A 24,040-nucleotide genomic window follows, 5' to 3' on the forward strand; every position below is an offset into this window, starting at 1 on the left:
ATTATAGAAACTATTTAGAAGTTGTTTGATAATTATGTCCACTCTGAACTAAAACCCCTTACTTTAGGCAAAAAATTCATAACTGTAAGGGATTCATTAAGAAGCTAAACAAAACATTTACAGACAACCTATAAGAATTTCTAATCAAACTAGGTAAAATTATTTTTAAAATCTTGATTTTGGGTGGGACAAGGTCTGTTTTTGCTAATTTAGGCGATCGCAAAATCCCCATAAATAAAGACCGCATGAAGTGTCATCTTTGTTTATGGGGATTTTGCAATGCATCTTCTTCTGTTTAGCTCAAGTGAAGCCTCGTCATTCAATGGGCGATCGCGTCATTTAACTTGCCGCTTCTAAATCCCTCTAGATCTAAGGTAATTGACATAAATCCATAGGATCGAAAAGATTCGGTTAGCTGATTGATCGCCATGTTAGTCATAAATTCGGAAAGGCGATCGCTTGGCACTTCAATTTTTGCCGTATCACCAAGGGAACGCACCCGAATATCGCCTTTCCACCCCATATCCCGCAAAAGCTGCTCAGCATTACCGACTCGACGTAATTTCTCGATGGTAATTTCTTCGCCATAGGGAAAACGTGAGCTAAGACAGGGTTGGGAAGGCTTATCCCACCAAGGCATTCCTAAATATTGCGATAACATCCGTACTTCTATTTTGCTAACTCCCACTTCGGCTAAAGGCGATCGCACGCCACGTTCCTTAGCCGCTTGAATCCCGGGGCGATAATCCTGCAAATCATCGGCATTTAAGCCATCCACCACATAGCTATAACCCATCTTTTTCGCCAGAGGTTTCAAAGTATCATGGAGTTCGCTTTTACAGAAATAGCAACGATTAATCGGGTTAGAGGTGTAGTTAGGATTGCTCATCTCATCGGTTTCTACGACCTGATGCTTGATGCCGATAAATTCGGCTTGCACTTGGGCGGCTTCAAGATCGGCGGGTAATAGAGAGGGCGAATTCGCAGTAATTGCGATCGCCCGATCACCTAACACATCAAAGGCAACCTTGGCGACAAGGGTGCTGTCAATACCACCAGAATAGGCTACAAGGATTTCCGTTGATTCTTTAAAAATTTGACGTAGGCGATCGAGCTTATCAATGAGGGGAGAACTCAACATAATACATTTATTAACCATGAAGGCGATATTTTTGTGCGATGATTGTAGGTGGATAGGAGACATATCCACCTTTTATAGTGAGATTTGTATATGAATATATGGCAAGTTAAAGATCAAATTTTGAATTTGGTTGGTAAGTACAAATCTCAAGTGGATTTCTTTGCTATTAGACTGGAGCGATCGCAGGGTGCGGATATCTTTTTACGCAGTGGCAAGATCGAAACTCTCAGTACGGGGATTTCCATCGGCGGACAGGTAAGAGCTTGTCATCGAGGTGGCTGGGGATTTGCTAGTTTTAATAATTTGACTAACTTAGAAAGTAAGCTCCAAGAGGCGATCGCGGCGGCGAAATGGGTGGGCAATGAGCAGACGATTCTCGCGGAAGTGGAACCTGTGCAGGCTCAAGTATCGTTAATTCAAGACAATCCTCAAAATATTGAACTCTTAGCCAAAAAGAATCTATGTTCCCATTATGCCGAGATTTTGCGATCAGTATCTGACCAAGTAGTAAGTACAGCCGTGCGCTATGGAGACTGTACTCAGCAAGTCGTAATCGCCACCTCTGAAGGCACAATGATCGAGCAGGAATGGGCGGACTGGGAAATGCGTTGTTCGGCAACAGCCAGAAGCGGCGATTTGGTGCAAACTGGGCGCGAAACTGTAGGATCTCGGCGAGGCTATAGCGATTTACTCAATCTGGATCAACAAGTGGTAGGGGCGGCTCAACGGGCTGTTACTGCGCTGAATTTACCTACGGTGCAGGGCAATACCTATACGGTGGTCATCGATCCAATTTTGGCAGGATTATTTGTCCATGAGGCTTTTGGGCATCTTTCGGAAGCAGATATGCTCTACGAAAATCCTGATATGCTCGAAACAATGAGTCTGGGACGAAGATTTGGCTCTGAAGATTTACAGATTTTTGATGGGGCGGCTCCTGCGGAACATCGCGGTAGTTATCTCTATGATGATGAAGGTGTACCCGCAACTACAACACAATTGATTAAGGATGGTGTATTAGTGGGAAGGCTTCATTCTCGCGAGACCGCAGGCAAATTAGGTGAAAAAGTCACTGGTAATGCCCGCTGTCTTGATTATCACTATCCACCGATTGTTCGCATGACTAATACTTGGATTGAGCGGGGTCAGACTCCTGTTGCAGATTTGTTTACGGATATTCCTCTGGGGGTGTATGCCAAAAACTGGCAGGGGGGGATGACCAATGGCGAAATGTTTACCTTCACCGCAGGGGAAGCATGGATGATTCGTAACGGTAAAATCGCGGAGCCTGTAAAGGATGTCACACTCTCAGGCAATGTGTTTGAGACTTTAGCGGATATCGAAGCGATCGGGAATGACTTTTTGTGGGATGAGTCAGGAGGATGCGGCAAAGGTGGACAAAGTGGCTTAGCTGTAGGTTGCGGTTCGCCGAGCTTAAGAATTAAAAATGCGATCGTGGGGGGTGAGGATCTTGCTTGAACCACGCACGGGACTTAAAGAGGTTAATTTTCAGCTAGTCCAAACGATCGCTGATCAACAAATCACACAGGATCGGTTGAATCTGCAACTCACCCGACTCAAGCTGATGTACGATTTTGTGTCCGCTTTGAATGCGGCGCAAACGGTAAATGAGATTTATCAAATAGCTTTAAATGGAATTTGCGCGGCTTTGCGAACACCTCGAGCCGCCGTACTGTCTAGCTCAGCTAATAGTCTGCGATATCAAGAATCCGTTGGTATCGGTGAAGATTATAAACAGGCGATCGAAGCTTTTTTTGCCTCGTCGATGAGTAGCGTACCAATCAAAGTGCATCCCTTTCCCCATTGCGCCGTGTTACCGAGCGATCGTACTTTACAGGCTATCTGCCTCCAAGAGAATATCGGCGCATTGGCGATATTTCCGTTGGAATATGAGCGCCGACATATCGGTGATATCGTCACCTATTTTGATACTCCAAGGCAATTTTCTGAGGAGGAGGTGCAGTTAACCCAGACAATCGTTACTTATATTGCGATCGCCTTAACCCGTAAACAAGCCGAACAAGCCCTCAAAGAAAGCCAACAATTCATTCAACGGATTGCGGATACCACTCCGAGTATTCTCTATATTTACGATATCGAAGAGAAGCGGAATATCTATTGCAATCAAGCGATTACGCATATTTTGGGATATACTCCCACCGAGATTCAAAAAATGGGAGACTCTCTGCTACAAACCGTGGTGCATCCCGAAGATCTCGTCAGCATCCAAGAGCATTACGAGAGCATCCGCCATAAAACCCTTGAAGACTTATTTGTGCATGAATATCGGTTGATAGATATTCATGGTAATTGGAAGTGGTTTTATAGCCAAGAAACGGTTTTCTTACGGAATGCCGATGGTTTAGTTAAGCAAACTATTGGTTCTGCTTCGGATATTACGGATTTGAAGGAGGTCGAGACGAGATTGCAATCTTCTTTAACGGAGAAAGAAGTCCTTTTAAGAGAAGTCCATCATCGCGTCAAGAATAATTTGAGTGTGGTAGATAGTCTATTATGGATGCAAGCCCGCTATGTTAAGGATGAGGAGGCTCTCAAATCTCTCACAGATAGTCAACGGCGCATTCATACAATGTCCCTGATTCATGAACAGTTATATCATTCTCAGGATGTAGGCAAGATTGACTTCTGCGAATATCTCCAGCGCTTAGTTGTAAACCTCTATAGTTCCACAAGTTTTAATACTAATCAAATTGAATTGAAGTTAGATATCCATCCGACTCTGTTAAATATTGATATGGCAATTTCGATGGGATTAATTGTTAATGAAGTCATCACTAACGCCTTTAAACATGCTTTTCCTAATCACAAAGGACTGGTGGAAGTAATTTTATACGAGGGGGGGGATGATCATCTTGACCAACAACATCTCCATCTGATTATTAAAGATAATGGGATCGGTATTCCTCACCATATTAATTTCCAAGAAACGGCTTCTTTGGGGCTAAGACTTGTAAGGATTTTGGCACAGCAATTGCGTGGAGAGATTGAGCTATCCTGCGTTCTGGGTACAAGTTTTCACTTCTCTTTCCCAAATAAATAATACCAAACAAAGAAATGGCGTAGCCATTTCTTTGTTTAAAAACCCATACTGGGTTTGATTTTCAATTCACAAAAGTGTAGTCACACTTTTGTGAATTGGTATAAAAGCGGCGCGAAGCGCCGCCTTTATTTATCTAAATTAGAGTCGCACGGCTTTGCCCAGCGACTCTAACTATTCACCACGAAGAGATAGAAAATTGAGTAAATTTTGAGCCAGCGTTAGCGGATCGACTCCCATTTCGGTGCGCTGCTGTGCTAGCCACATCGCTGCTTGGGAATGCCAAACTGTTGCCGCGATCGCCACATCATTTGCCGCCATCCCTTGCGCTAACAAGCCGCCGATTATCCCCGCTAACACATCACCACTGCCACCTCTGGCGAGGGCGGCGGTGCTTTCGGGATTAATCCAGACATCTGGGTTTTGGTGACATGGGAAAGCGATCGCTGTTCTCGCGCCTTTTAATAAAATTGTCGCCTTAGAGAGACTAACCGCAGTTTGCAAAGCCTTGATTCTCTCTATGTCCCTTAGTTCGGGAAATAGACGACAAAATTCGCCCCAGTGCGGTGTCAGAATTGTAGAATTAGATCTATTTTCTAATTGAGAAATAGTTCCCATTGTGGCTAAAGTATTCAATCCATCGGCATCCAGAACTAAGGGGCGATCGCTATCCAGTACTAGCTTTACTATCGGGTTTGCATCAAGAGATAGCCCACAACCACAGGTGATCGCTTGATATTTGGATAAATCTAAATCAGGTAAAGAGGCGATCGCGCCCGACTCAGTTTCAGGACAGCCAATGACCAAAGCATCAGGAATTTGGGCGAGAATCATCGGCTTAAGGGAATTGGGTACGGCGATCGATAGCATTCCGATTCCTGTTGCTTTGGCTCCCAAGGCGGCTAAAATGGCGGCTCCTCCATACTTTAGGGAACCAACGACTAAGAGCAGATGCCCAATTTGGTATTTGTGAGCGATGGGACTGCGCTTAATCGGTAGGCGATCGCGCAAAATTTGGGCTGGATCGATGCGCCACAAATCATGGCGATCGCCTAATACTTGGCGAATAAAACGATCAGGAATATCAAAGCCAATTCTCTCTAATTTGCCGACATAGGGAGTCGCTGATTCGGTGAGCAATCCTCGCTTCCATAGCCCTAAACAGAGCGTATGGGTAGCACAAAGGGCTGTTCCCATCACGTTCCCATGATCGGTGTGAATACCCGATGGGAGATCAATACTGAGGATGGGGATTTTCCAGCGATTAATGGTATCTATGGCGATCGCTAAGTCTCCCCCAATCTCACGTTCTAGACCAAAGCCAAAAATGCCATCCACTAAAAGATCGCAGTCTTGCAGAGACTCTAAATCTACAAATGGAATTCCTAAACTTTTGGCATAGCATCCATGTACTCGCGTTAAGGGTTTTGACTTGGGCAAAAGCGTGTAAATTTTTATCTGTCGGCTTTGATGATGGAGTTCCCGCGCCACTACTAAGGCATCACCGCCATTATGTCCTGAGCCGACCAGTATCCCGATCTTGGGATAAATATTTGCAGGATAGAGTTCTGTTAAGCGCTGGGTAATCCGTAGCGCAACTTTTTCCATCAGCGCGGCAATGGGCATTCCTGCCTGAAAAATGAGATTTTCGATCGCCTGCATTTGGGAAGCTGTTGCGATCGCCTGAAATTCCATGATTTTGCAAAGGTAGAAGACTTACGGAATGCTAGCTTATCCTATGCCTTGGGCAAAGCCCAAGGCATAGGATAAGCTTATGGTACAAACTTTTGGAGATTTGTCGGCAGATGCTGCCGCACCCAATCTTTGACCTGTGGAAACTGCATCGCCGCTAAGCCACTGCCTAGAATTAGCGCCACTAAAACTAAAGCGACAATAAAAGCGCTATTAGTTTGTTTAGGAACTGCTAATTCTGTCTTGGCAGTTTCCGAAACACTGACACCTCCTTCGGTATCTTCGTCATCGGCGGCGGCATCTTGATAACTAGTAGTTACCAATGCTCCAGCCACATCTTCTTCCTTCTGTTGAGGAATATCTTCGGTGTCTGCTTCCTCTGACGATGTTTGATCGGAAACCACCAGATCATTTTCCTCCGCCAGATCCTCTGCGGACTCTTCGACAAAGCGGCAACGCATGATCGCAACCGTGATATTGTCATGCCCGTTGAGATGATTAGCTTGGTCGATTAAATCCTTGCAGCTAAGATCTAGAGGCTTATTTTCGGTGAGGATTGGCACGAGGTAATCTTGGCTAATCTGATCGACGCGATCAAAATCACTTAATCCATCGGAACAAAGTAATAAGACGCAGTCTTCGTCAATCAAAAATCTTTGGACACGCGGTACAAGCATATCTGACGATCGCGTACCCAAGGCTTGAATCAACGCGCCGCCATCAATACGTTGGGCAGAATAGGCGTAGAAGTTATAGCCTAACGTAGTTTCGCGAGTGGCGACATCATCATCAAGGGTCACTTGACGCAGGTTATCGGTAGTAACGCAATAAAGGCGACTGTCCCCCACATGAACGACATACACTTCATTGCTAGGTTTGCCATTAGGGCGAGGCATGACCGCCATCACAAGGGTGGTTCCCATGCGTTGTTGGGCTTGGCGATGCTGTTGGTCATTAATCGCCACAATTTGGTTATTGACTACCCTTGCCACCATTTCTAGCTGAGCAATAAAGCCCTGAGCCGAAAAGTCAGGATCATTTTCCGCTTGGTGTAATAGGGTTTTAAGCTGCTGCTCTAAGGTTTTAATCGCGAGGGAGCTAGCCACTTCGCCGCCTTCGTGACCACCTAAGCCATCACAAACGATCGCTAGGCGATCGCGCATACTATCCGCTTGCTCTGACCTTTTTTGGCGCTTAATGTCAGGATAGCAAGCATCTTCGTTATGCTCACGCTGCATTCCTACGTCCGTAGCACTGGCAATCCGCACGGTAAGGGGCTGATCCTGCATTAACTTTAACGACACTTGATCGAGGTAGGCGATCGCGCTATTGATGTCGTATTCGCCACGTCCTAAGCTATAGAAAAATTCGGCGATCGGCTCGGCAATTTCGGGCTTAGCATCATCGAGCCACTGTACCCAAATGTCTCCTAACTGGGCGATATGAACGGCCGTGACATCAGCCTTGAGTTCCAATAGGCGAATCCACATCCCATCGACCCGCACCAATTGGGGATCAAATAAAGTGCGGGTCATATTCTGCTCAGCGAGAGGTTGCCATAAATTTAATACCTGCCAAAGCAAATTAATTTGTCTCAAAGCCGAAGATTTCGCCCATGTTTCCGCCAAAGTCGGACAAAGTTTGCCTTGGCGATCGATTGGCACATTTTCCAGCAAAAATACTTCCGAGAGAGCAAGCTCTTCACCCAACAAGAGCAAACCGTAGGGACGGGGCAAATGTAGGCTGAGGCGGGAGAGCTTCAAGTAAGACACTACATAGGTTTGAAACTCATTAGGCAGTTCTGGCAGCGAGAAAGTATCAGTGTCCACAACAATTTGTGAGGATAGAACCCGATAGCGATCGCCGATCAAGGAGTCAGGCGGAAATACTTCGGTATCCAGTCCCACTGCCCAAAGATATTGCTGCTCAACTGCCGTAGTTTGCTCTTGATTTTCCATGAAGGTGTTATTAGTAGCTTGCCAAACTCAAAGGTGAATAATAGTTTAATACTGCCCACTGTCTCTCATAAAATTAGAATATTAACTTTATTTCTTCAAGAGACATTTGGCTATTGTAGCGAAACAGAGTAAAGATTTTAGCTGATTACAAAACATACCGTCAGTAACTAGGCGCAATTAAATAGAAAGCCCCAAAAGCTGCGGCGCACTCTGGGCATGTGCCACAGCTTTTGGGGTTTTAATTATAATCAAATTACTTCTAGATTTTTTTAGAATTTAGTTATTGTAGTAACTACGGCTTTAGTTTATAAGGTCTAAACTTAATAGGTAAGCTTTAATAATTATTTTTTATTTCATTTTTTAACTAACTTTTTAACAGATTCCTGTTGTATATCCTATGAAGCCTCAACTTACCCATCGCGAACAAAGAGTCCTTTGGGCAACTATCGATCACTATATTCTTACGGCGGAACCTGTTGGCTCTAAGGCGTTGGTGTCAGAGTATGACTTTGATATCAGTCCAGCCACGATTCGGAATGTGATGAATATGCTCGATCGCTGTGGTTTGCTATATCAGCCCCACACTTCGGCAGGTCGTGTCCCCTCTGATTCAGGTTATCGGGTCTATGTCGATGAGTTAATCGATCCTGCGAGCGAGCTAACCTATAGCACCAATCAGTTTATGGCGAGTAAGGGCGATCGCCTTGGGAAATCGAGCCTTGATGGGATTTTGCGGGATGTTGGACAAATTTTGGCAACCCTGAGCGGTTGTATTGCGGTAATTACTTCGCCCAATATGCAAACGATGCGGATTCGGCATTTGCAATTGGTGATGGTGGATGAGCGAAAAATTATGGCGATCGCGGTGAGTGATACTTACCACACTGCCTCAGTGACAATGGATGTCCCCAGTGATACGAAGCCAGAGGTTCTCGAAGGGGAGTTAAATATTCTTAATAATTTCTTAAATGAACATTTGCGTGATAAAAACTGGTCGGAACTTAACAGTGCTTTGCAATGGGACGATCTCGATCGCCAGTTTCAGCAATATGCGGTGTTGTTGCAGCAATCTTTGCAGCAGTTGATGCGACTATGCGATCGCACGGCTTTGGGACAAATGTTTATAAGTGGTCTGACCGAGCTATTACGTCAGCCCGAATTCTCTAATCTGCAACAGGTGCAAAATATTGTGCATTTGCTAGAAGCCGATCGCGCTTCTCTAATGTCCTTAATGAGTGATCAGTTTAATCGCTCCTCCAATGCTGTCAGTATTCGCATTGGCTCAGAAATCTCGATTGAACCAATTCAGAACTGTACTTTTATTTCTAGTACTTATCTCTGTGATGATAAGCCTGTGGGAACGGTTGGCGTTCTGGGTCCAACGCGATTGGGTTATACAAGGGCGATCGCTTCAGTACAGGCGGCTGCTTTGCATCTCACTGAGGCAATTAGTAAGTGGTAGCTTTGCTATTTAGTGGTGTTCTACTAGGGGTAAGTGCCGATAAGTATTAAGTTATTGGCATTAGGTCATGAAGTAATTCAAAGGTTACTCAGGAGTGAGATCATGGAAGAATCAGTAGTCTATCAAGAAATTTTGCGCGAAGGTTTAGCTAAAGGAGAAGCTAAAGGTTTAGCTAAAGGTTTCGCTGATGGCAAAGTTGAAGCAACTAATCAAATTGCGCTCAATATGTTGCGTTCTAATATGTCTACAGATTTGGTAGCTCAGGTAACTGGGCTAACCCTAAAACAAATCCAAAAACTACAAAAAATCTCTACAAAGCCGCCTCGAACAAAGAAGCCACTGTCATAAACTTATAGGGTAGTTAACTCATGCCTTTAAATACTCGCGAACAACTCCATCAACAAATTAATAGTTTGCCCGATCACCTTATCGATCAAATTGCTAAATTCACGCAAATATTAACGGCTAGGCAAGAAATTTTAGAATACAGTGATTGGGAAAGTGGTCAATGGCAAGAGTTTTCGTTAGCGCAATTTTTTGGTGAAGATGATGAAATTGAGTATTTCCTAGAAGATGCTCAAGAAATTGTAAAGTTATGTTAGTGCTGAGTTAATTGTATGCCCCACATAGGTAGCTTAGGAGGTTTTCCAGGTGACTGGTCATATCAAGGTAATGCAGAACTTTTACTTAAAGATACAGTTCAATTAGTGCCAGTTAGCTTACGTTTCACTTTTAGAGAACAATCTGAAATAGATGTAGAAATAATTTGGGATAGTTTTTCTAGAGATGAACAAGTGCAGATTGCTTTAAAAATGAATAATGAGAAAACACAACTACTTGTTATTCAAAAAAGTATATTGTTAGTAGGATTCTCTATCCCACCATTTAATATCAATAGAACAACAAAATTTAACGTAGTAAAAATCATAACTTATTCTCAATTTTTAGCAAATATATTTATTAAAGAAGATACTAAGACTTACATTCAGCTAAAAGCTTATTTGAATGATGGAGTTTCATCAGATGATGAAATTTTTGCTAGGGAATTTGAAAACACGCCTCAAATTTATGACAGACGTTACAGTGGTCAAAAAGTTATTCAGCCTTTATATTGCAAATTGAATTCTGGCTATGAAATCAGATGTGGAAAGAAGTACATTACTCATCAAGATCATCAAACTAGTTACTATACAAAAAACATAGAAACCCTATACAAACTTAGTTTTATAGATGTTGTATTGCCACTAAAAATTGAAACCATAAGTAATTTAATTAATAATGATCCTCAAAACATAGAAGTGTATTTAGCTAAACATTTAGAGAATATTTTTAATGATGCTTGTGCATTTCTTAGTATTGTTTGTGATCGTGAAATTTTGCCAATATACTATGATTACTCAATTCGCAATCACAATAAATATATAGATGGTCGTGTAATTCCTATATGGTCACGGAGAAAAATTTTACAAGTTAATAAATGTTGGGTTGCTCATGAAACTCACTTAATGGGCAATATCGAGGCTTTTTTTGAATGTTGCCCTATTAGCAAGCAGCTTAGCAGAGGGATACAGCATTTAAGACTAACAGTATACGAATCTTCAACTGAACTGAAATTAATGGCATCATGTTCTGCAATAGAGTATTTTTACTCTTTTTGGTTTCTTGAGATGAATGGAATCTCAAAGTTAATAAATATAGATCCAACACGATTTAAAAATCTTAAAAATTTTAAACTTAATCACGATAGAACTCCTCCTCTTTCAACAGTTATTCGGCATATTGCAGATGATTTAAGTATTGACTGGAATAAATACATGAAAAAGCTGGGTAAACCTGAGTTTTTAGAAGTTAGAAATGAGCTTTTGCACGGCAGTTTTACTTCAGATGATATAGCTATATTTCAAGCAGAAGAAAAAGCACAAAAATTAGGGACAGAAATCTTGTTTGCAATCATGAAAAGGATCTCTAAATCAAATAATTCTAATCTTTACGAAACATTGCCTGTTCGTACACCAGAAGAAAATTTTTACTCGTTATCAGATGGTTGGCTTGAAGTTAAAAACATATTGGATAATTAAGAAGTAAGTATACGGAGGATAAAATGGACGCAATGACTACTCAGCAAGCAAGTCATGACTTAGATGGTTTGATCGATCGCGTGATTGATGATGTGCAACCAACAATTATTTGTAATGACAAAGGCAACAAGGCTATTTTAATTTCGCTAGATGAATTTTCATCATGGCAAGAAACCTTATATTTACTATCAAATCCCGTTAATGCCAAGCGTCTTCTCGGCTCAATTCAATCAGCGAAAGCAGGAAAAGTAACTGAAAGGACGTTAATTGAAGGATGAAGCTCACATTTACAGAAGAAGCTTGGGACGATTATTTATGGTTTCAGGAAACTGATAAAAAGCTCTTAAAAAGAATCAACACTCTGATTAAAGAAATTTTGCGGACTCCCCTTGAAGGTATTGGTAAGCCAGAACCATTAAAAGCTAATCTATCTGGCTATTGGTCGAGACGCATCAACACCGAACACCGACTGGTTTATGAGGTATCATAGGACAGTATAGTTATTGTGGGTTGTCGATTTCATTACAAAGATTAGACCTTTTCGGGGGTATCGTTTATTAACGACTCAACTCATCAGAATTCTAACTATCGAAATCTATGTCGATCGCCCCAATCCTTAAAGCTGAAAACATCTCGAAATCCTTTGGCGGTATTCATGCCGTGAGTAATGCCCGCATTGAAGTACCAGCAGGCAGCATCACAGGATTAATTGGACCCAATGGGGCAGGAAAAACCACATTTTTTGGATTGTTATCTAACTTCCTCAAGCCCGATCGCGGTACTGTGCAATTTAATGGAATACCGATTCAAGGAAAGCCACCCCATGCGATCGCCCAGTTAGGGATGATTCGCACTTTTCAAGTACCGCGAGTACTGTCGCGCCTATCGGTGCTAGAAAATATGTTGCTAGCCGCACAGGGACAAATTGGCGAAAAGTTTTGGAATACTTGGTTTTTAGGTCAAAAAATTGCTGTTCAGGAACGAGAAAACCGCGAAAAGGCGAGGCATATTCTCGACTCAGTGGGTTTATTGCGGATGGCGGATGACTATGCAGGTTGTTTGTCGGGGGGGCAGCGCAAATTATTAGAGATTGGGCGGGCCTTAATGACCGATCCTAAATTAATTTTGCTCGATGAACCTGCGGCGGGAGTCAATCCTGCCTTGATTGAAGAAATTTGTAGCCTCATCCATAAGTTAAATCGAGAGGGCTTGAGCTTTTTGATTATCGAACACAATATGGATGTGATTATGTCCCTATGCGATCGGGTATGGGTTTTAGCTGAAGGGCATAATCTGGCGGATGGGTCACCTGCGGAGGTGCAAGCCGACCCTAAAGTGTTGGAAGCTTACTTAGGTTCCTAGAGGATCAAACTTTTTGGGTTACAGCAAAGCCTTAACCAAAAAAATAAATCGCAAAACCCTTAAAATATCTATATAGCAACCCTAAATAGTTTGAGAAATTGCACCCAAAAGACTGCCATCTCTTAAGCTATTTAATTTCAAACGAGAACAATGACCTTACAAACTGACATCGATAACGCCGCCTCCCAACTCAGGGGCAAAACCCCTCAAGAAGTTTTGACATGGGCGCTCGGCAACTATGACAAGATCTCGCTAGCCTCTAGTTTTGGCGCAGAAGACGTGACTCTAATCGACATGATGGCTAAAATTAAGCCTGATGCACAGGTATTTACCCTCGATACGGGTCGATTAAATACCGAAACCTATGACGTAATTGCCAAGGTACAACAAAAATATCCCCAACTTCAGTTGCGAATCATGTTTCCACAGGCTGAGGCAGTGGAACAGATGGTCAGCAGCAAGGGCATCAACTTGTTTTATGACAGTGTAGAAAATCGCAAGCAATGTTGTTATATCCGTAAGGTGGAACCCCTTGGTCGAGCTACACAGGGGCTAGATGCTTGGATTACGGGACTAAGACGCGATCAAACTGCTAATCGCTCCACGATGGAGACCGTTGAGCTAGATGGCGATCGCCAGATTGCCAAGATTAATCCTTTGATTGATTGGAGCTACGATCAAGTTTGGGCTTACATTCGTGAAAATGATGTGCCTTACAATGCGCTGCACGATCGCAATTTCCCTAGTATTGGCTGTGCGCCTTGTACTAGAGCCGTCGAAGCGGGAGAAGATCTCCGTGCGGGGCGTTGGTGGTGGGAAATGAGCAATCAAGAATGTGGACTGCACGTTACCAGCGATGGAAAGTTAGTTCGCGCGAAAGAAGCTTAAACAATAAAGGCTCGCTTTGCGAGCCTTTATTGTTTAAGTCCCACTAAAAGAATAGGTGCTATAAAGTGAATAAGTTAGTGGTGTGCGGCGAAGCCGCACACCACTAACTTATTCACTGGAAAAAGAGTTGAGCTATGGGAATGCAATATCGCGACTGGTATTTTCGAGGGTGGCGATCGCATTATGGGTTTTATCGAGCTAGAAATCCGCAACCAGATAAGCCACCAATTTTATTAATTCATGGATTTGGAGCCGCCATTGATCATTGGCGCAGCAATATTCCTGCTCTAGCCGAAAATCATACGGTGTATGCCATTGATCTCTTGGGGTTTGGTAACTCTGAGAAGCCGCCGACTAATTATTCGGTTTATCTATGGGTTGAGCAAGTTTTGCAATTTTGGCGCAAATTTATTCAAGTGCCGATGGTAATTATTGGAAACTCGATTGGTTCATTAGTGGCTGCGATCGCCGCCAGCCATCATCCTGAAATCGCTTCTGGGGTAGTTGCGATCAGCCTGCCTGACATCGAAGCTTTTAATGCGATGGTTCCTAAAGCCTTGCAACCGATCGAACGCACAGTTAAAGCGATCGTCTCCGCCGTGCTGATCAAGCCGCTATTTCATCTAGTCCGCCAACCCTTCTCGATTCGCTTTGTCCTGAGAGGGATTGTCTATTGCGATCGCCGCCGAGTTGATCAGGAGTTAGTCGAAATCATCGCCAAACCAGCCCGCGATCGCCAAGCTGCTGAAGCCTTTCGGCAATTAAATCGCAGTCTCAATCACCCCAATTATTCCCCTAGCCTGACCCAAGCCCTTACCCAGCTACAAGTACCGCTATTAATTTTATGGGGCAGTCGCGATCGGCTAATTCCCCCCTCAGAGGGCAAGCGCCTAGTCCAATATGCTCCCGATGCAAGCTTAGTTTATTTAGAAAATATGGGGCATTGCGCCCATGATGACAATCCTGAACGAGTTAACTATGAAATTTTAGACTGGCTAAAGGTTTCACTATAGAAAGGGGCTTCAGCATCAAAAATTAAATTCCAAAATCCCCGACAAAGTGGCGGCGATTTGCTTCGCCCCTTTTTCGGATATTTTAGGGAAAATCCTTTTTTAATGAAATCTTCAGATAACATAGAAGTCATGGGAAAAGTCTGAGACATAACAACTAAGGTTAACCTTGTCACAGGTCGTTTTAAGATGCACCAAATAGTCATATCTAAAGCCTATCAAACCCTAGATAAGCTATTGCAAAGAATAATCAGCACTCCTTCAGATGTGGCTCTATTCATTAGCAATCTTGAAATTATCGAGCAGAAAGTTCTATATCCACGCTATCAGGAGTTTTTGCGAGAATATCGCCCCTTTATCAATCATTTACTTCCCGAAGAATCAAAAATCGTCCAAGATCTCCAGAACTTTGGTCTATCTATTACCAATCTTGATGATTTAGCTCTTCCCTCAAGCGATCGCTTTTTTGAGGCGGCTCAAAATATTTCCCAAGAGTTAAAACACAACTCACAATTGCCAAGGGATCAGGGCAAGCATACCCTTAACGCCAACGCTGAACAGATTATGCGCTATCCCGAACTATTTCTGTGGGGCGCAGAGGCGAAGCTGTTACGCATTATCGAAAACTATCTGCAATTACCTGTCGCCTACGATGGGCTTTCCTACTACTACAGCCCCGCCGATGGCAAAGAAGCGGGTCCCCGTAAATGGCATCGAGATAAAGAAGATTGGCAGATGATTAAGATTGGGGTTTACATCAATGATGTCAGTGAGGAGGGGGGACCATTTCAATGTGTTACCCCATCGGCAAATAAGATCCTTTGCCAAAAATTAAGCGCTCAACATATCCGTAAATATAAAACCGCTTATCATCACGAAGTTCAGGCGTTACTGCCAGAGGAGATGCAGCATAACTGGCATCAAAGCTGTGTAGGAAAAGCGGGAACTGTAATTTTTGTGGATACAGCGAAATATTACCATCGCGGAAAACCACCTCTTAAATTTGGGCGATCGGCGATCTTTTTTGGTTATTGTAGCCGCCAACCGAGGCATCCTTTTTTTTGTGGCAGGTCGCCTTTATCCCGTGCCGAATTGCGATATATGGCAAGCCTCCTGCCCGAAGAAGTACGCGACTCTGTGACTTGGCGCGATCGCCTCACAGGCTTAGCCAAGTACATCCCCAAAAATCGCCTCAAAGTATAAAGTGGCGTGTGGCTTTGCCGCGCACCACTTTATACTTTGAAACTAAAGAGAGTTGCGCCGCAACTCTCTTTAGTAATTTGGGGATTACCCCCAACGGAATACCGCAGAACCCCAACTGAGTCCCGCGCCAAAACCCGCGATCGCAATCAGGTGATCCTTTTGAATTTTGTCCGCCTCGACCCACTCATTCAAAGCGATCGGAATGGAGGCGGCGGAAGTATTGCCATACTTGCCCATATTGCTAACCGCCTTCGCAGGATCAATGCCAAATCGATTTACTACCGCATCAATAATGCGTTGATTCGCTTGGTGCAAGATTAGCCAATCCAAATCATGGACTTCTAAATTAGCGTAGTGCAGCGACTTTTCGATGACTTCAGGCACTTGTCGCACCGCAAAGCGATATACTTCCTGACCATTCATCGTAATCGAGTCAAAAGTACTGCGCCCCAAATAATTAATATTGAGCAAATCATTGCCCTTGCCATCGCTCCGCATCTCGAAGCCGAGCAAATTATTCTGCTCAGGAGTAGTTCCTTGCAAAACCACCGCACCAGCGCCATCCCCAAACAAAATACAGGTGCGGCGATCTTGCCAGTCCACCCAACGCGAAAGCACATCTGCACCAATGAGCAGGACATTTTTAAAAACGCCTGTCCGAATATATTGGGAGGCAGTAACTAAGCCAAATACAAATCCTGAGCAAGCGGCAACTAAGTCAAAGGCAACTGCTCTCTCTGCACCCAAGATTTTTTGGACACGACCTGCTGTGCCAAAGAGGTCGTCACTTGTAGATGTAGACAAAATAATTAGGTCGATGTCGTGAGGGTTCAGCCCTGCGGCAGCGATCGCCTTCTGCCCTGCCTTTGCCGCTAAATTCGCTACTGAGTCATTCTCTCCATCCGCAATATGACGCTCTCTGATACCTGTACGGGAGGCGATCCACTCGTCATTGGTGTCCACCATTTGCGCGAGGTCTTGATTGGTGAGTACGCGATCGGGGACGGCGGAACCGCTACCTAAAAATCGCACCCCAAGAAGAGAAGAGTCAGTATTAATCATGGTCTGTGGTTGATCGATTAGTGATCTGAATGGCTGGATAGAAGAAGGGAAAGAACTTTTACAGCGTTCTAGGCTCAAACCCGAATGAATCATCTAAGAATTTTGCTTTGCAAAATTCTTAGATGATTCATTCGGAAGCTGCTAGGTGGGGGGATCGTCAGGGGTGTCATCGGCGGGAACCGATACTTTAGGTTTGATTTGACCACGAATGCGTTCTAGCACTTCATTTTCGACAGCATCCTTAGCAACTCGAATCGCATTGCGAATACTCACCGCATTAGAACTTCCATGACTAATGACGCATACCCCAGCCACACCTAGCAACAAAGCGCCGCCATATTCATCGGCATCGATCCGTTGTTTGACCTTTTTCAGATTTGGTTTTAAAAGTAAAGCTCCGAGCTTGCCGCGCCAACCCTTGGGCAGTTCTTCTTTGAGGATTTGCATCACCGCATTACCAACACCCTCGGCAAATTTCAGGACAATATTTCCCGCAAATCCATCACAGACGATGACATCAAACTGACCCTTGAGAATGTCCCGCCCTTCGGCATTACCTGCAAATAAAATTTGCTGATTTTCTTGCAAGGCTTGGTGAACACGAATCGCTAATTCGTTACCTTTACAGGCTTCTTCGCCGATGTTGAGTAGCCCGACTTTCGGCTCTTGGATACCGATCGCATATTTGCTGTACAGCGATCCCATAATTGCAAACTGCTCTAAAAACTTGGGGCGACAGTCTACATTTGCGCCCACATCTAATAGCAATACTGGCTTGTGGGGAACCTGTGTGGGGAATAATGCGCCGATCGCAGGTCGATCTACCCCCGGCAAGCGTCCTAGTCGCAACAAAGCCGCCGCCATCGCGGCTCCTGAATGTCCTGCCGAAACTACAGCATCCGCTTGCTTGCGCTTAACTAAATTCATGGCAACAGCGATCGAGGAGTTGGGCTTGCGGCGCAGCCCTTCGAGGGGTTCATCATCCATTTCGATGATGCCTTCTGATGGCACGATCTGGAGGCGATCGCTTTCTTGATAGTTATGTTGCTTGAGGTAGTTCGCGAGAATATCGCGATCGCCAACTAGCGCTATATCTACACCTAATTGTGTCTGAGCTAATACTGCTCCTTCAACCACTTCGCGTGGGGCAAAGTCCCCACCCATCGCATCTACGGCAATTCTCACTATTTGCGATCCTATCTAAACTTTTATGACTAAAACCGTAAAGTAATGTATTTAAACCTTGAAAAATTTTAACAGTTTGTGAGTAGCCTCACTTATCAGGATTGCTCAAAATATTTGAAACCAGATGCAGTCTGGCGATCGCAAGGGGATGATCATAGAAAGGCGGCGCTATGCGCCGCCTTTCTATGATGGGAAGTTATTAGGGACGCGCCGCCCCACTGATTTTGGCTTTGTAGCCTAAGCCGATTAGAATTTGCAAAATCTTTTGGGTGCAATCGCCTTGGATTTCGATCGCTTGATCTTTTGCCGTCCCCCCAGTACCGCATTGATTTTTTAATTGCTTGGTGAGTTTGGCTAAATTTTCGGACGTAGTTTGAAAGCCTGTAACTTCAGTGACGGTTTTGCCGCCACGACCGCGACGGGTGGCTTGGATGCGAATATTTTGTTGTTGCGGCGGCAAATCTACCTGATTTTGGTCGGTATCATCTTCTTCTGGTGCGCCGAATTCTCGATAAACTACACGATTTTTAGTCATAGCTTTTTTCATAAATCATAGCCAAAAAATGGCTTAAGCCATTTTTTGGCTATGATTCTACCCATGCCGATCGCCATGCTAATTCGGCTTCCGCGATAGTTTTGAGTTGATATTTTTTTTCTAGTTCATTGTGCAGATGGTTGAGCCTTGCGGACAATACGCGCAACTCCCCCCGACTAGACATGACTTGGCGATCGGTAAATTCGATTTCCGCCAGTCGGATGCTCATTTTGGATGCTTTGTTGTCTTTATTCGCCGCATCCGCGCTTAAGATTTTATGCTCAACCAAGAGCTTATTCAGTTTTTCCATGCTTTCATCGAGGCTTTTACTCAGCAAGCTATCGAGATTTTCTTGGTTGGTGCGGTTGTCGCGATCGCATTCTTCGAGAGTTTTTTGAATTTGCTCGATTAAGGCTTTGATCGTTTTTTGGAGTTCTTCCTGAAAGTTCTGACGCTCGGTTAAGGTGAGAGTCAAAAATTCTTGAGGGCATTTCTGTGTGCAGAAGCTAAAGGCGGCTAACAAAATTTGCTGGTGGGCAGCTTTGGCGATCGCCTGTGCGTACTTAAGATGCAGAGCATCGATTCGACTGACGACATCGGCGATCGCCTCTTGAATATTGTGAATATCTTTATCAATACGCACTAGCATCGGCATGGCTCAAAATTATTGTTGATTAAGAGATCCCCCCAGCCCCCCTTAAAAAGGGGGGAGAATTATTTATCTTCTTCCCCCTTTTTAAGGGCATTCATATACTTGACACACCCAATACCTAGAACCCCCTCTAACTCCCCCTTGGAAGGGGGAGAACTCAGACTTCCCCCCTTTCAAGGGGGGACTGAGGGGGGTAAGAATTTGTAAAGTGTGTCAGTATATTAACGCCTTTTTAAGGGGGGCTGGGGGGAGCTAAACCCTTCTAAACCCTAAAGTGTAGATAGGGTATGAGAATTTAATTATTCTGCGGTTGCTTCGGACTTTTCAGCGCCAATTTCTTCGCCAACTACAAAGCGGACGAAGCGGCGAACCTTAACGTTTTCGCTAAGTTTAGTGCCAGTTAGCTTAACCAATTCATCAACGGTAATGCTTTGATCTTTGATGTAGGGCTGATCGAGTAAGCACAATTCTTTGAGGCGCTTTTCGATCCGACCAAGTACGATTTTGTCTCGGATGGCGGCAGGTTTGCTGGCAAGGTCTTCTTTGCCTGATTCGATTTGCTTTTCTTTTTCTACAAATTCCGCAGGAATATCCGCAACACTTACATATTCAACGTTAGGGCAAGCCGCGATTTGCTTGGCTACGCTGTCAGCGAGTTCTTTTAGTTCTTCGCGACGAGCCACGAAGTCGGTTTCGCAGTTAACTTCGACGAGTACACCGATGCGGCTACCAAAGTGAATGTAGCTATGAACGATGCCTTCGGAGGCGACACGGCTTGCTTTTTTAACAGCAGAGGCTAGTCCCTTTTGTCTGAGATATTCGGTTGCTTTGGTGAAGTCGCCTTCAGAATCAACGAGGGCTGCTTTACAGTCTTTGATACCTGCACCAGTTCTGGCGCGGAGTTCTTGAATTTGTTGAGTTGTGATGTCTGCCATATTAATAAGCTTGTTTTGGGATCTCTAGGGCAACATTTCGAGGAGCGTGGAGTTTTGCTCGTTGCCGAAAATATCTCTAAAATGTTGTTTGCAGTACTCTAAGTTATCACAATTCCGTGTACGTCTAGTTTTAAAGTAAAAGGTTTGGTCGATGATATAGGTCGATCGCCATAGCTGGAGTCTTGTTTTCTCCTCATGGGGTCTCCCCCAGTTTTGAACTAATCGTTGTACCGTAACTGTTCAGTGCTACACAAAATGGCTACGCCATTTTGTGTTTTGCTATTAGACCAAAAATAGTTGTGCAGGATCGAGATAAACTTGCAACGGTTGAGAATATTGCTTAAGATTTAGCCATTTCTCTTTAAATACTTCTGCTTGTAGATGATAGTCCCAATCATGATTTGGAGAAGTATTTAACTTGAGGTATAACGTCATACTGTGCGGTGTTTCTGTAGTGCGAACTAACCAACAGGGAATAACATTTGGTAAATCATTTTTGACGGAATTCTCTAGAAAAGCGATATGGTGAGCGCGAATTCCTATATGAGTTAGCAATTTAGGATTTGAATAATTAACCTGTAGCTTACATTCCCAATCTAAAGCTTCAATGAGATCAGGAGCGATCGCCTTAATCCGTGAAAAGTTTTTACAACCCGTAAGCCTTGCTGTCTCAACATTAGCGGGATGATCAAAAACAGTTGATTTCTCACCATAGCTCATCACCTGACCATGATCTAAAATTAGTAAGTTTTGACAAATGCGATAAGCCTCATCGATATTGTGGGTAACAAAGAGAGTAATTCCTTTATAAGTACTGAGAACAGAAATTAGTTCCCGTTCCATTTGGCTACGAAGGTGAGTATCGAGTGCCGAAAAGGGTTCATCAAGCAGGAGAATATCGGGTTGACTGACCAAAGATCTAGCGAGAGCAACCCTTTGCTGCTGTCCCCCAGAAAGTTGATGCGGATAGCGATCGCCAAATCCCTGTAGCTCAATACTATGTAATTGCTCAGAGACTTTTTGCTTGATTTGTAGGGCTGTTAATTCTTTGGGCAAGCCAAAGGCAATATTTTGGGCGACCGTCAGATGCGGAAAGAGTGCATAATTTTGAAATAGAAAACCGATATGGCGATCGCGACTAGGTAAATTTATTTTCTGCTCACTATCAAATAAAATCTTGCCATTGATCGCAATGCGTCCACTAGATGGAGTTTCCATCCCCGCAATACACTTGAGCAGCATACTTTTCCCCGTACCCGATGCCCCCAAGATGCCAATAGATTTGTAAGCGCAGTGCAAAGTAATTTGCAAATTAAACTCAGGTAACTGCTTCTCAATATCAATTACCAAACCCTCCACATAATTCGTAATTCGTAATTCGTAATTTGATGAAATTTTTCCCTTTTTCCTTTTTCCTTTTTCCTTGCGGTTCTCTCGCTGATTTGCCCATAAATTCGATAAGGCGATCGCCGAGAAAGACATCGATAAAATGATCGCTGTCCACAGCCAAGCTTCTTGATTAGCTCCTGCTTCCACAGCGGCATAAATGGCGAGGGGAATGGTAGTGGTTTGCTTAGGGATATTCCCTGCAAGCATGAGAGTTGCGCCAAATTCACCTAAGCCTCTGGCAAAGGCAAGCATCGCTCCTGCTAAAACTCCCGGAAAGGCAAGAGGTAATGCTATTTGCCAAAAGACCCGAAATTCTGAAGCACCAAGGGTTTTCGCGGCACGCAATAAATTTCCATCCACTTGCTCGAATGCGCCTTGAGCAGTTTTATACATGAGTGGAAAAGTAACGACCACTGCCGCGACTACGCCTGCATACCAAGTGAAAATGATATTGAAACGGAAGAGTTGTAAAAACTTTCCCATCCAGCCATATTGTCCAAATAATTGCAGTAAGAGAAAGCCAACAACGGTTGGCGGTAACACCAGTGGCGCAAGAAAAATGCTATCAAGTACTGTTTTCCATTTGCCGCGATAATCAAGGAGGGTATATGCTGCTGTAACTCCTAAAAAGAACGTAAAAAAGATGGCAGTAGTTGCCACCTTGAAGGAGATCCAAAATGGAGAGAAATCAAAGGGTACTGAATCCATATTTCTCAAAAATATTCTTGGCTGGTTCGCTGGATAGAAATTCTAGATAGGATTTGGCGCTCGGCTGGTTGGAGCTTTTATGTAAAACTGCGATCGGATAGACAATCGGTGCATGAAGTCTAGCATCAATGACTTGTACTACTTTCACCTTAGTAGAAGTTCTAGCATCCGTTGCATAGACAATTCCAGCTTGAGCATTGCCCGATTCCACAAATTGCAACACTTGACGCACGTTATTTCCTAAGACAAATTTTGATTGTAAATCTTTGAATAGTTCTAATTTAGTTAAGGCTTGCTGGGCGTACTGACCGACGGGAACGCTGCGAGGATCACCGATCGCAATTCGTTTGATATTAGCATTGATTAAATCTTTTAATTCTTTTGCATCGCCTTTGTCCGCAGGAACGATTAGTACTAGCCGATTGCTTAATAAATCACGTCGAGTATCAGCAATGATTAAGTCCTTTTTTTGCAATTCATCCATTTGTTTAGCGGCGGCGGAAATGAAGACATCAACGGGAGCGCCATTAATGATCTGTTGTTGTAATTCGCCTGAACTGCCAAAGTTATTGCGAATAGCGACATTAGATTTTGCCTTGCTAAATAGAGGCGTAATTTCGCCTAGTGCTTCCTTGAGGCTTGCTGCTGCTGAAACCGTTAATTGGATGTTCTCTTGGTTAACATTAGGCACACTTGCTTTAGTGGGTGTATTTCCCTGTTCAATCGTGGGCGATGAGAAATTACATCCTGCGATCGCGCAAAGCGTGACACCAATCAAAGCGAGAAAGGTGATAATCTTTTTCTTATTCATGAAAAACTCGAATGGAACTATTCTTTAGCTCTCGTAGGGTGTGTTAGCGTCAGCTTAACGCACTTAATAAACATAAATGATGCGTTACGCGATCGCTAACATCACGTCTAAAGCCTTAACTACAGCATAGGCTTCACAGCCTTCTTTCCATCCAAAGGCTTCCGCAGAAGACTTAGTGATAAATGAAGCAGCTTTATCTATCTCAATGACTACTTCTTACTAGCCACAATATGGAAAATGTGCCAGTATTTCTGCTCACCCATTGCAGTTACACCATGATGTTCTTCTTCTTCAAAGAATTCCACCTTAAAAGATTGCAGTAACTGCTCAACTTGAGGTTTGGGATAATGGGTCATATTGGTATAAGTAGTTGCCCAAGTATCGCGATCGCCAAATAATTGACCGCAAAATCTGCCACCGACTCGTAATGATGCGATGATTTTGTTCCACAAGTTAGGAAAATCATCAGGATGGCAAAAGGGTAATGCGAAGCTAGAATTAATGAGATCTTGGGAATTTGGTATAGTAAGATTCTCAAAGCTCATCACCTGAGTTTCTAGCAACGTGGAATCAATGTCCTTGCGATCGCGTAGCATAGCGATCGCCTCTTCATTCCCATCGATCGCTAATACTTGCCAACCACGTTCGAGCAGTTCCACCGTATCACGCCCATCGCCACAACCAAGATCAACTGCAAATAGTGGTGATTTGGGAGATTTCTCTAGCTCAAAGAGATTGAGCGCTTTTAGTAAAGTCCCGCGAGGTGGACGACCTGCTACAGCTTGGTAATATGCCGTCCAATCATTGTCAAATGTGGTTTGTTCAGAAGAATCTAACATTAGTTTCCTACGGTTGCTCTCTATCCTGATAATTTGCTAGCTAATTTGGCT

Annotated in this window: 23 protein-coding genes; 12 read left to right on the top strand and 11 right to left on the bottom strand. The window is 43.7% G+C overall.

The annotated features are described in order from the left end of the window. Window positions 1-319: 319 nt before the first annotated feature. On the bottom strand, window positions 320-1,141 hold the full coding sequence (larE, locus tag H6F42_RS11115; protein ID WP_190399506.1) for an ATP-dependent sacrificial sulfur transferase LarE: 822 nt from the start codon (window positions 1,139-1,141) through the stop codon (window positions 320-322). 90 nt (window positions 1,142-1,231) lie between these two features. On the opposite strand from larE, the gene H6F42_RS11120 reads away from it, so the two are divergent. After that, on the top strand, window positions 1,232-2,620 hold the full coding sequence (locus H6F42_RS11120; RefSeq protein ID WP_190399418.1) for a TldD/PmbA family protein: 1,389 nt from the start codon (window positions 1,232-1,234) through the stop codon (window positions 2,618-2,620). After that, window positions 2,613-4,223, top strand: coding sequence for a histidine kinase dimerization/phosphoacceptor domain -containing protein (locus H6F42_RS11125; RefSeq protein WP_190399419.1), 1,611 nt, complete (start codon window positions 2,613-2,615; stop codon window positions 4,221-4,223). The genes H6F42_RS11120 and H6F42_RS11125 overlap by 8 nt, the downstream gene beginning before the upstream one ends. A gap of 171 nt (window positions 4,224-4,394) precedes the next feature. On the opposite strand, the gene H6F42_RS11130 is transcribed toward H6F42_RS11125, so the two are convergent. Both H6F42_RS11130 and H6F42_RS11135 read right to left on the bottom strand, forming a co-directional pair. After that, on the bottom strand, window positions 4,395-5,915 hold the full coding sequence (locus H6F42_RS11130; RefSeq protein ID WP_190399420.1) for an NAD(P)H-hydrate dehydratase: 1,521 nt from the start codon (window positions 5,913-5,915) through the stop codon (window positions 4,395-4,397). A gap of 77 nt (window positions 5,916-5,992) precedes the next feature. Further along, on the bottom strand, window positions 5,993-7,870 hold the full coding sequence (locus H6F42_RS11135) for a protein phosphatase 2C domain-containing protein (protein WP_190399421.1): 1,878 nt from the start codon (window positions 7,868-7,870) through the stop codon (window positions 5,993-5,995). Between the two features lie 397 nt (window positions 7,871-8,267). Here H6F42_RS11135 and hrcA point away from each other — a divergent pair, with 397 nt between their 5' ends. From hrcA to H6F42_RS11185, 10 genes are all read left to right on the top strand, one after another. Next, the gene (gene hrcA, locus H6F42_RS11140; RefSeq protein ID WP_190399422.1) at window positions 8,268-9,332 is read left to right on the top strand and encodes a heat-inducible transcriptional repressor HrcA; all 1,065 of its coding nucleotides are present in this window, start codon (window positions 8,268-8,270) and stop codon (window positions 9,330-9,332) included. 102 nt (window positions 9,333-9,434) lie between these two features. Then, entirely contained in the window at window positions 9,435-9,680 is a 246-nt protein-coding gene (locus tag H6F42_RS11145; RefSeq protein WP_190399423.1) for an Rpn family recombination-promoting nuclease/putative transposase, read from the top strand. 20 nt (window positions 9,681-9,700) lie between these two features. Then, on the top strand, window positions 9,701-9,934 hold the full coding sequence (locus tag H6F42_RS11150) for a hypothetical protein (protein WP_190399424.1): 234 nt from the start codon (window positions 9,701-9,703) through the stop codon (window positions 9,932-9,934). A gap of 15 nt (window positions 9,935-9,949) precedes the next feature. After that, entirely contained in the window at window positions 9,950-11,410 is a 1,461-nt protein-coding gene (locus H6F42_RS11155; protein WP_190399425.1) for a hypothetical protein, read from the top strand. A gap of 23 nt (window positions 11,411-11,433) precedes the next feature. Continuing rightward, entirely contained in the window at window positions 11,434-11,688 is a 255-nt protein-coding gene (locus H6F42_RS11160; RefSeq protein ID WP_190399426.1) for a type II toxin-antitoxin system Phd/YefM family antitoxin, read from the top strand. Continuing rightward, a complete protein-coding gene (locus H6F42_RS11165; RefSeq protein ID WP_190399427.1) occupies window positions 11,685-11,900 on the top strand; it encodes a Txe/YoeB family addiction module toxin in 216 nt (71 codons plus the stop codon). Before H6F42_RS11160 ends, H6F42_RS11165 begins: the two co-directional genes overlap by 4 nt. A gap of 107 nt (window positions 11,901-12,007) precedes the next feature. Further along, the gene (locus tag H6F42_RS11170; RefSeq protein WP_190399428.1) at window positions 12,008-12,772 is read left to right on the top strand and encodes an ABC transporter ATP-binding protein; all 765 of its coding nucleotides are present in this window, start codon (window positions 12,008-12,010) and stop codon (window positions 12,770-12,772) included. A gap of 150 nt (window positions 12,773-12,922) precedes the next feature. Further along, the gene (locus H6F42_RS11175; RefSeq protein WP_190399429.1) at window positions 12,923-13,660 is read left to right on the top strand and encodes a phosphoadenylyl-sulfate reductase; all 738 of its coding nucleotides are present in this window, start codon (window positions 12,923-12,925) and stop codon (window positions 13,658-13,660) included. A 134-nt stretch (window positions 13,661-13,794) separates the two neighbouring features. Continuing rightward, window positions 13,795-14,673, top strand: coding sequence for an alpha/beta fold hydrolase (locus H6F42_RS11180; RefSeq protein WP_242018410.1), 879 nt, complete (start codon window positions 13,795-13,797; stop codon window positions 14,671-14,673). Between the two features lie 186 nt (window positions 14,674-14,859). Further along, a complete protein-coding gene (locus H6F42_RS11185) occupies window positions 14,860-15,873 on the top strand; it encodes a hypothetical protein (RefSeq protein WP_190399430.1) in 1,014 nt (337 codons plus the stop codon). Window positions 15,874-15,957: 84 nt separating this feature from the next. Here the strand turns inward: H6F42_RS11185 and H6F42_RS11190 are convergent, their stop codons facing one another. The 8 genes from H6F42_RS11190 to H6F42_RS11225 form a co-directional block, all read right to left on the bottom strand. Further along, window positions 15,958-16,935, bottom strand: a complete 978-nt coding sequence (locus tag H6F42_RS11190; protein WP_190399508.1) for a beta-ketoacyl-ACP synthase III — start codon at window positions 16,933-16,935, stop codon at window positions 15,958-15,960. A gap of 141 nt (window positions 16,936-17,076) precedes the next feature. After that, window positions 17,077-18,120: a phosphate acyltransferase PlsX gene (plsX, locus tag H6F42_RS11195; RefSeq protein ID WP_347272303.1), complete on the bottom strand. Its 1,044-nt coding sequence runs from the start codon at window positions 18,118-18,120 to the stop codon at window positions 17,077-17,079. A gap of 199 nt (window positions 18,121-18,319) precedes the next feature. Next, a complete protein-coding gene (locus tag H6F42_RS11200) occupies window positions 18,320-18,655 on the bottom strand; it encodes a translation initiation factor (RefSeq protein WP_190399431.1) in 336 nt (111 codons plus the stop codon). A 49-nt stretch (window positions 18,656-18,704) separates the two neighbouring features. Beyond that, the gene (locus H6F42_RS11205) at window positions 18,705-19,304 is read right to left on the bottom strand and encodes a hypothetical protein (RefSeq protein WP_190399432.1); all 600 of its coding nucleotides are present in this window, start codon (window positions 19,302-19,304) and stop codon (window positions 18,705-18,707) included. A gap of 302 nt (window positions 19,305-19,606) precedes the next feature. Then, window positions 19,607-20,242, bottom strand: a complete 636-nt coding sequence (tsf, locus tag H6F42_RS11210) for a translation elongation factor Ts (RefSeq protein ID WP_190399433.1) — start codon at window positions 20,240-20,242, stop codon at window positions 19,607-19,609. A 282-nt stretch (window positions 20,243-20,524) separates the two neighbouring features. Next, window positions 20,525-22,339 (bottom strand): molybdate ABC transporter permease subunit, encoded by a 1,815-nt coding sequence (gene modB / locus H6F42_RS11215; RefSeq protein WP_190399434.1) that lies wholly within the window; start codon window positions 22,337-22,339, stop codon window positions 20,525-20,527. Then, on the bottom strand, window positions 22,320-23,150 hold the full coding sequence (gene modA / locus H6F42_RS11220) for a molybdate ABC transporter substrate-binding protein (RefSeq protein WP_190399435.1): 831 nt from the start codon (window positions 23,148-23,150) through the stop codon (window positions 22,320-22,322). Before modA ends, modB begins: the two co-directional genes overlap by 20 nt. Before the next feature lie 209 nt (window positions 23,151-23,359). Then, window positions 23,360-23,989 carry a class I SAM-dependent methyltransferase gene (locus H6F42_RS11225; RefSeq protein WP_190399436.1) on the bottom strand — a complete coding sequence of 210 codons (630 nt, stop codon included), beginning with the start codon at window positions 23,987-23,989 and terminating at the stop codon, window positions 23,360-23,362. Between the last annotated feature and the right edge of the window lie 51 nt (window positions 23,990-24,040).

The organism is Pseudanabaena sp. FACHB-1998 (assembly GCF_014696355.1).
Lineage (GTDB): Bacteria > Cyanobacteriota > Cyanobacteriia > Pseudanabaenales > Pseudanabaenaceae > Pseudanabaena.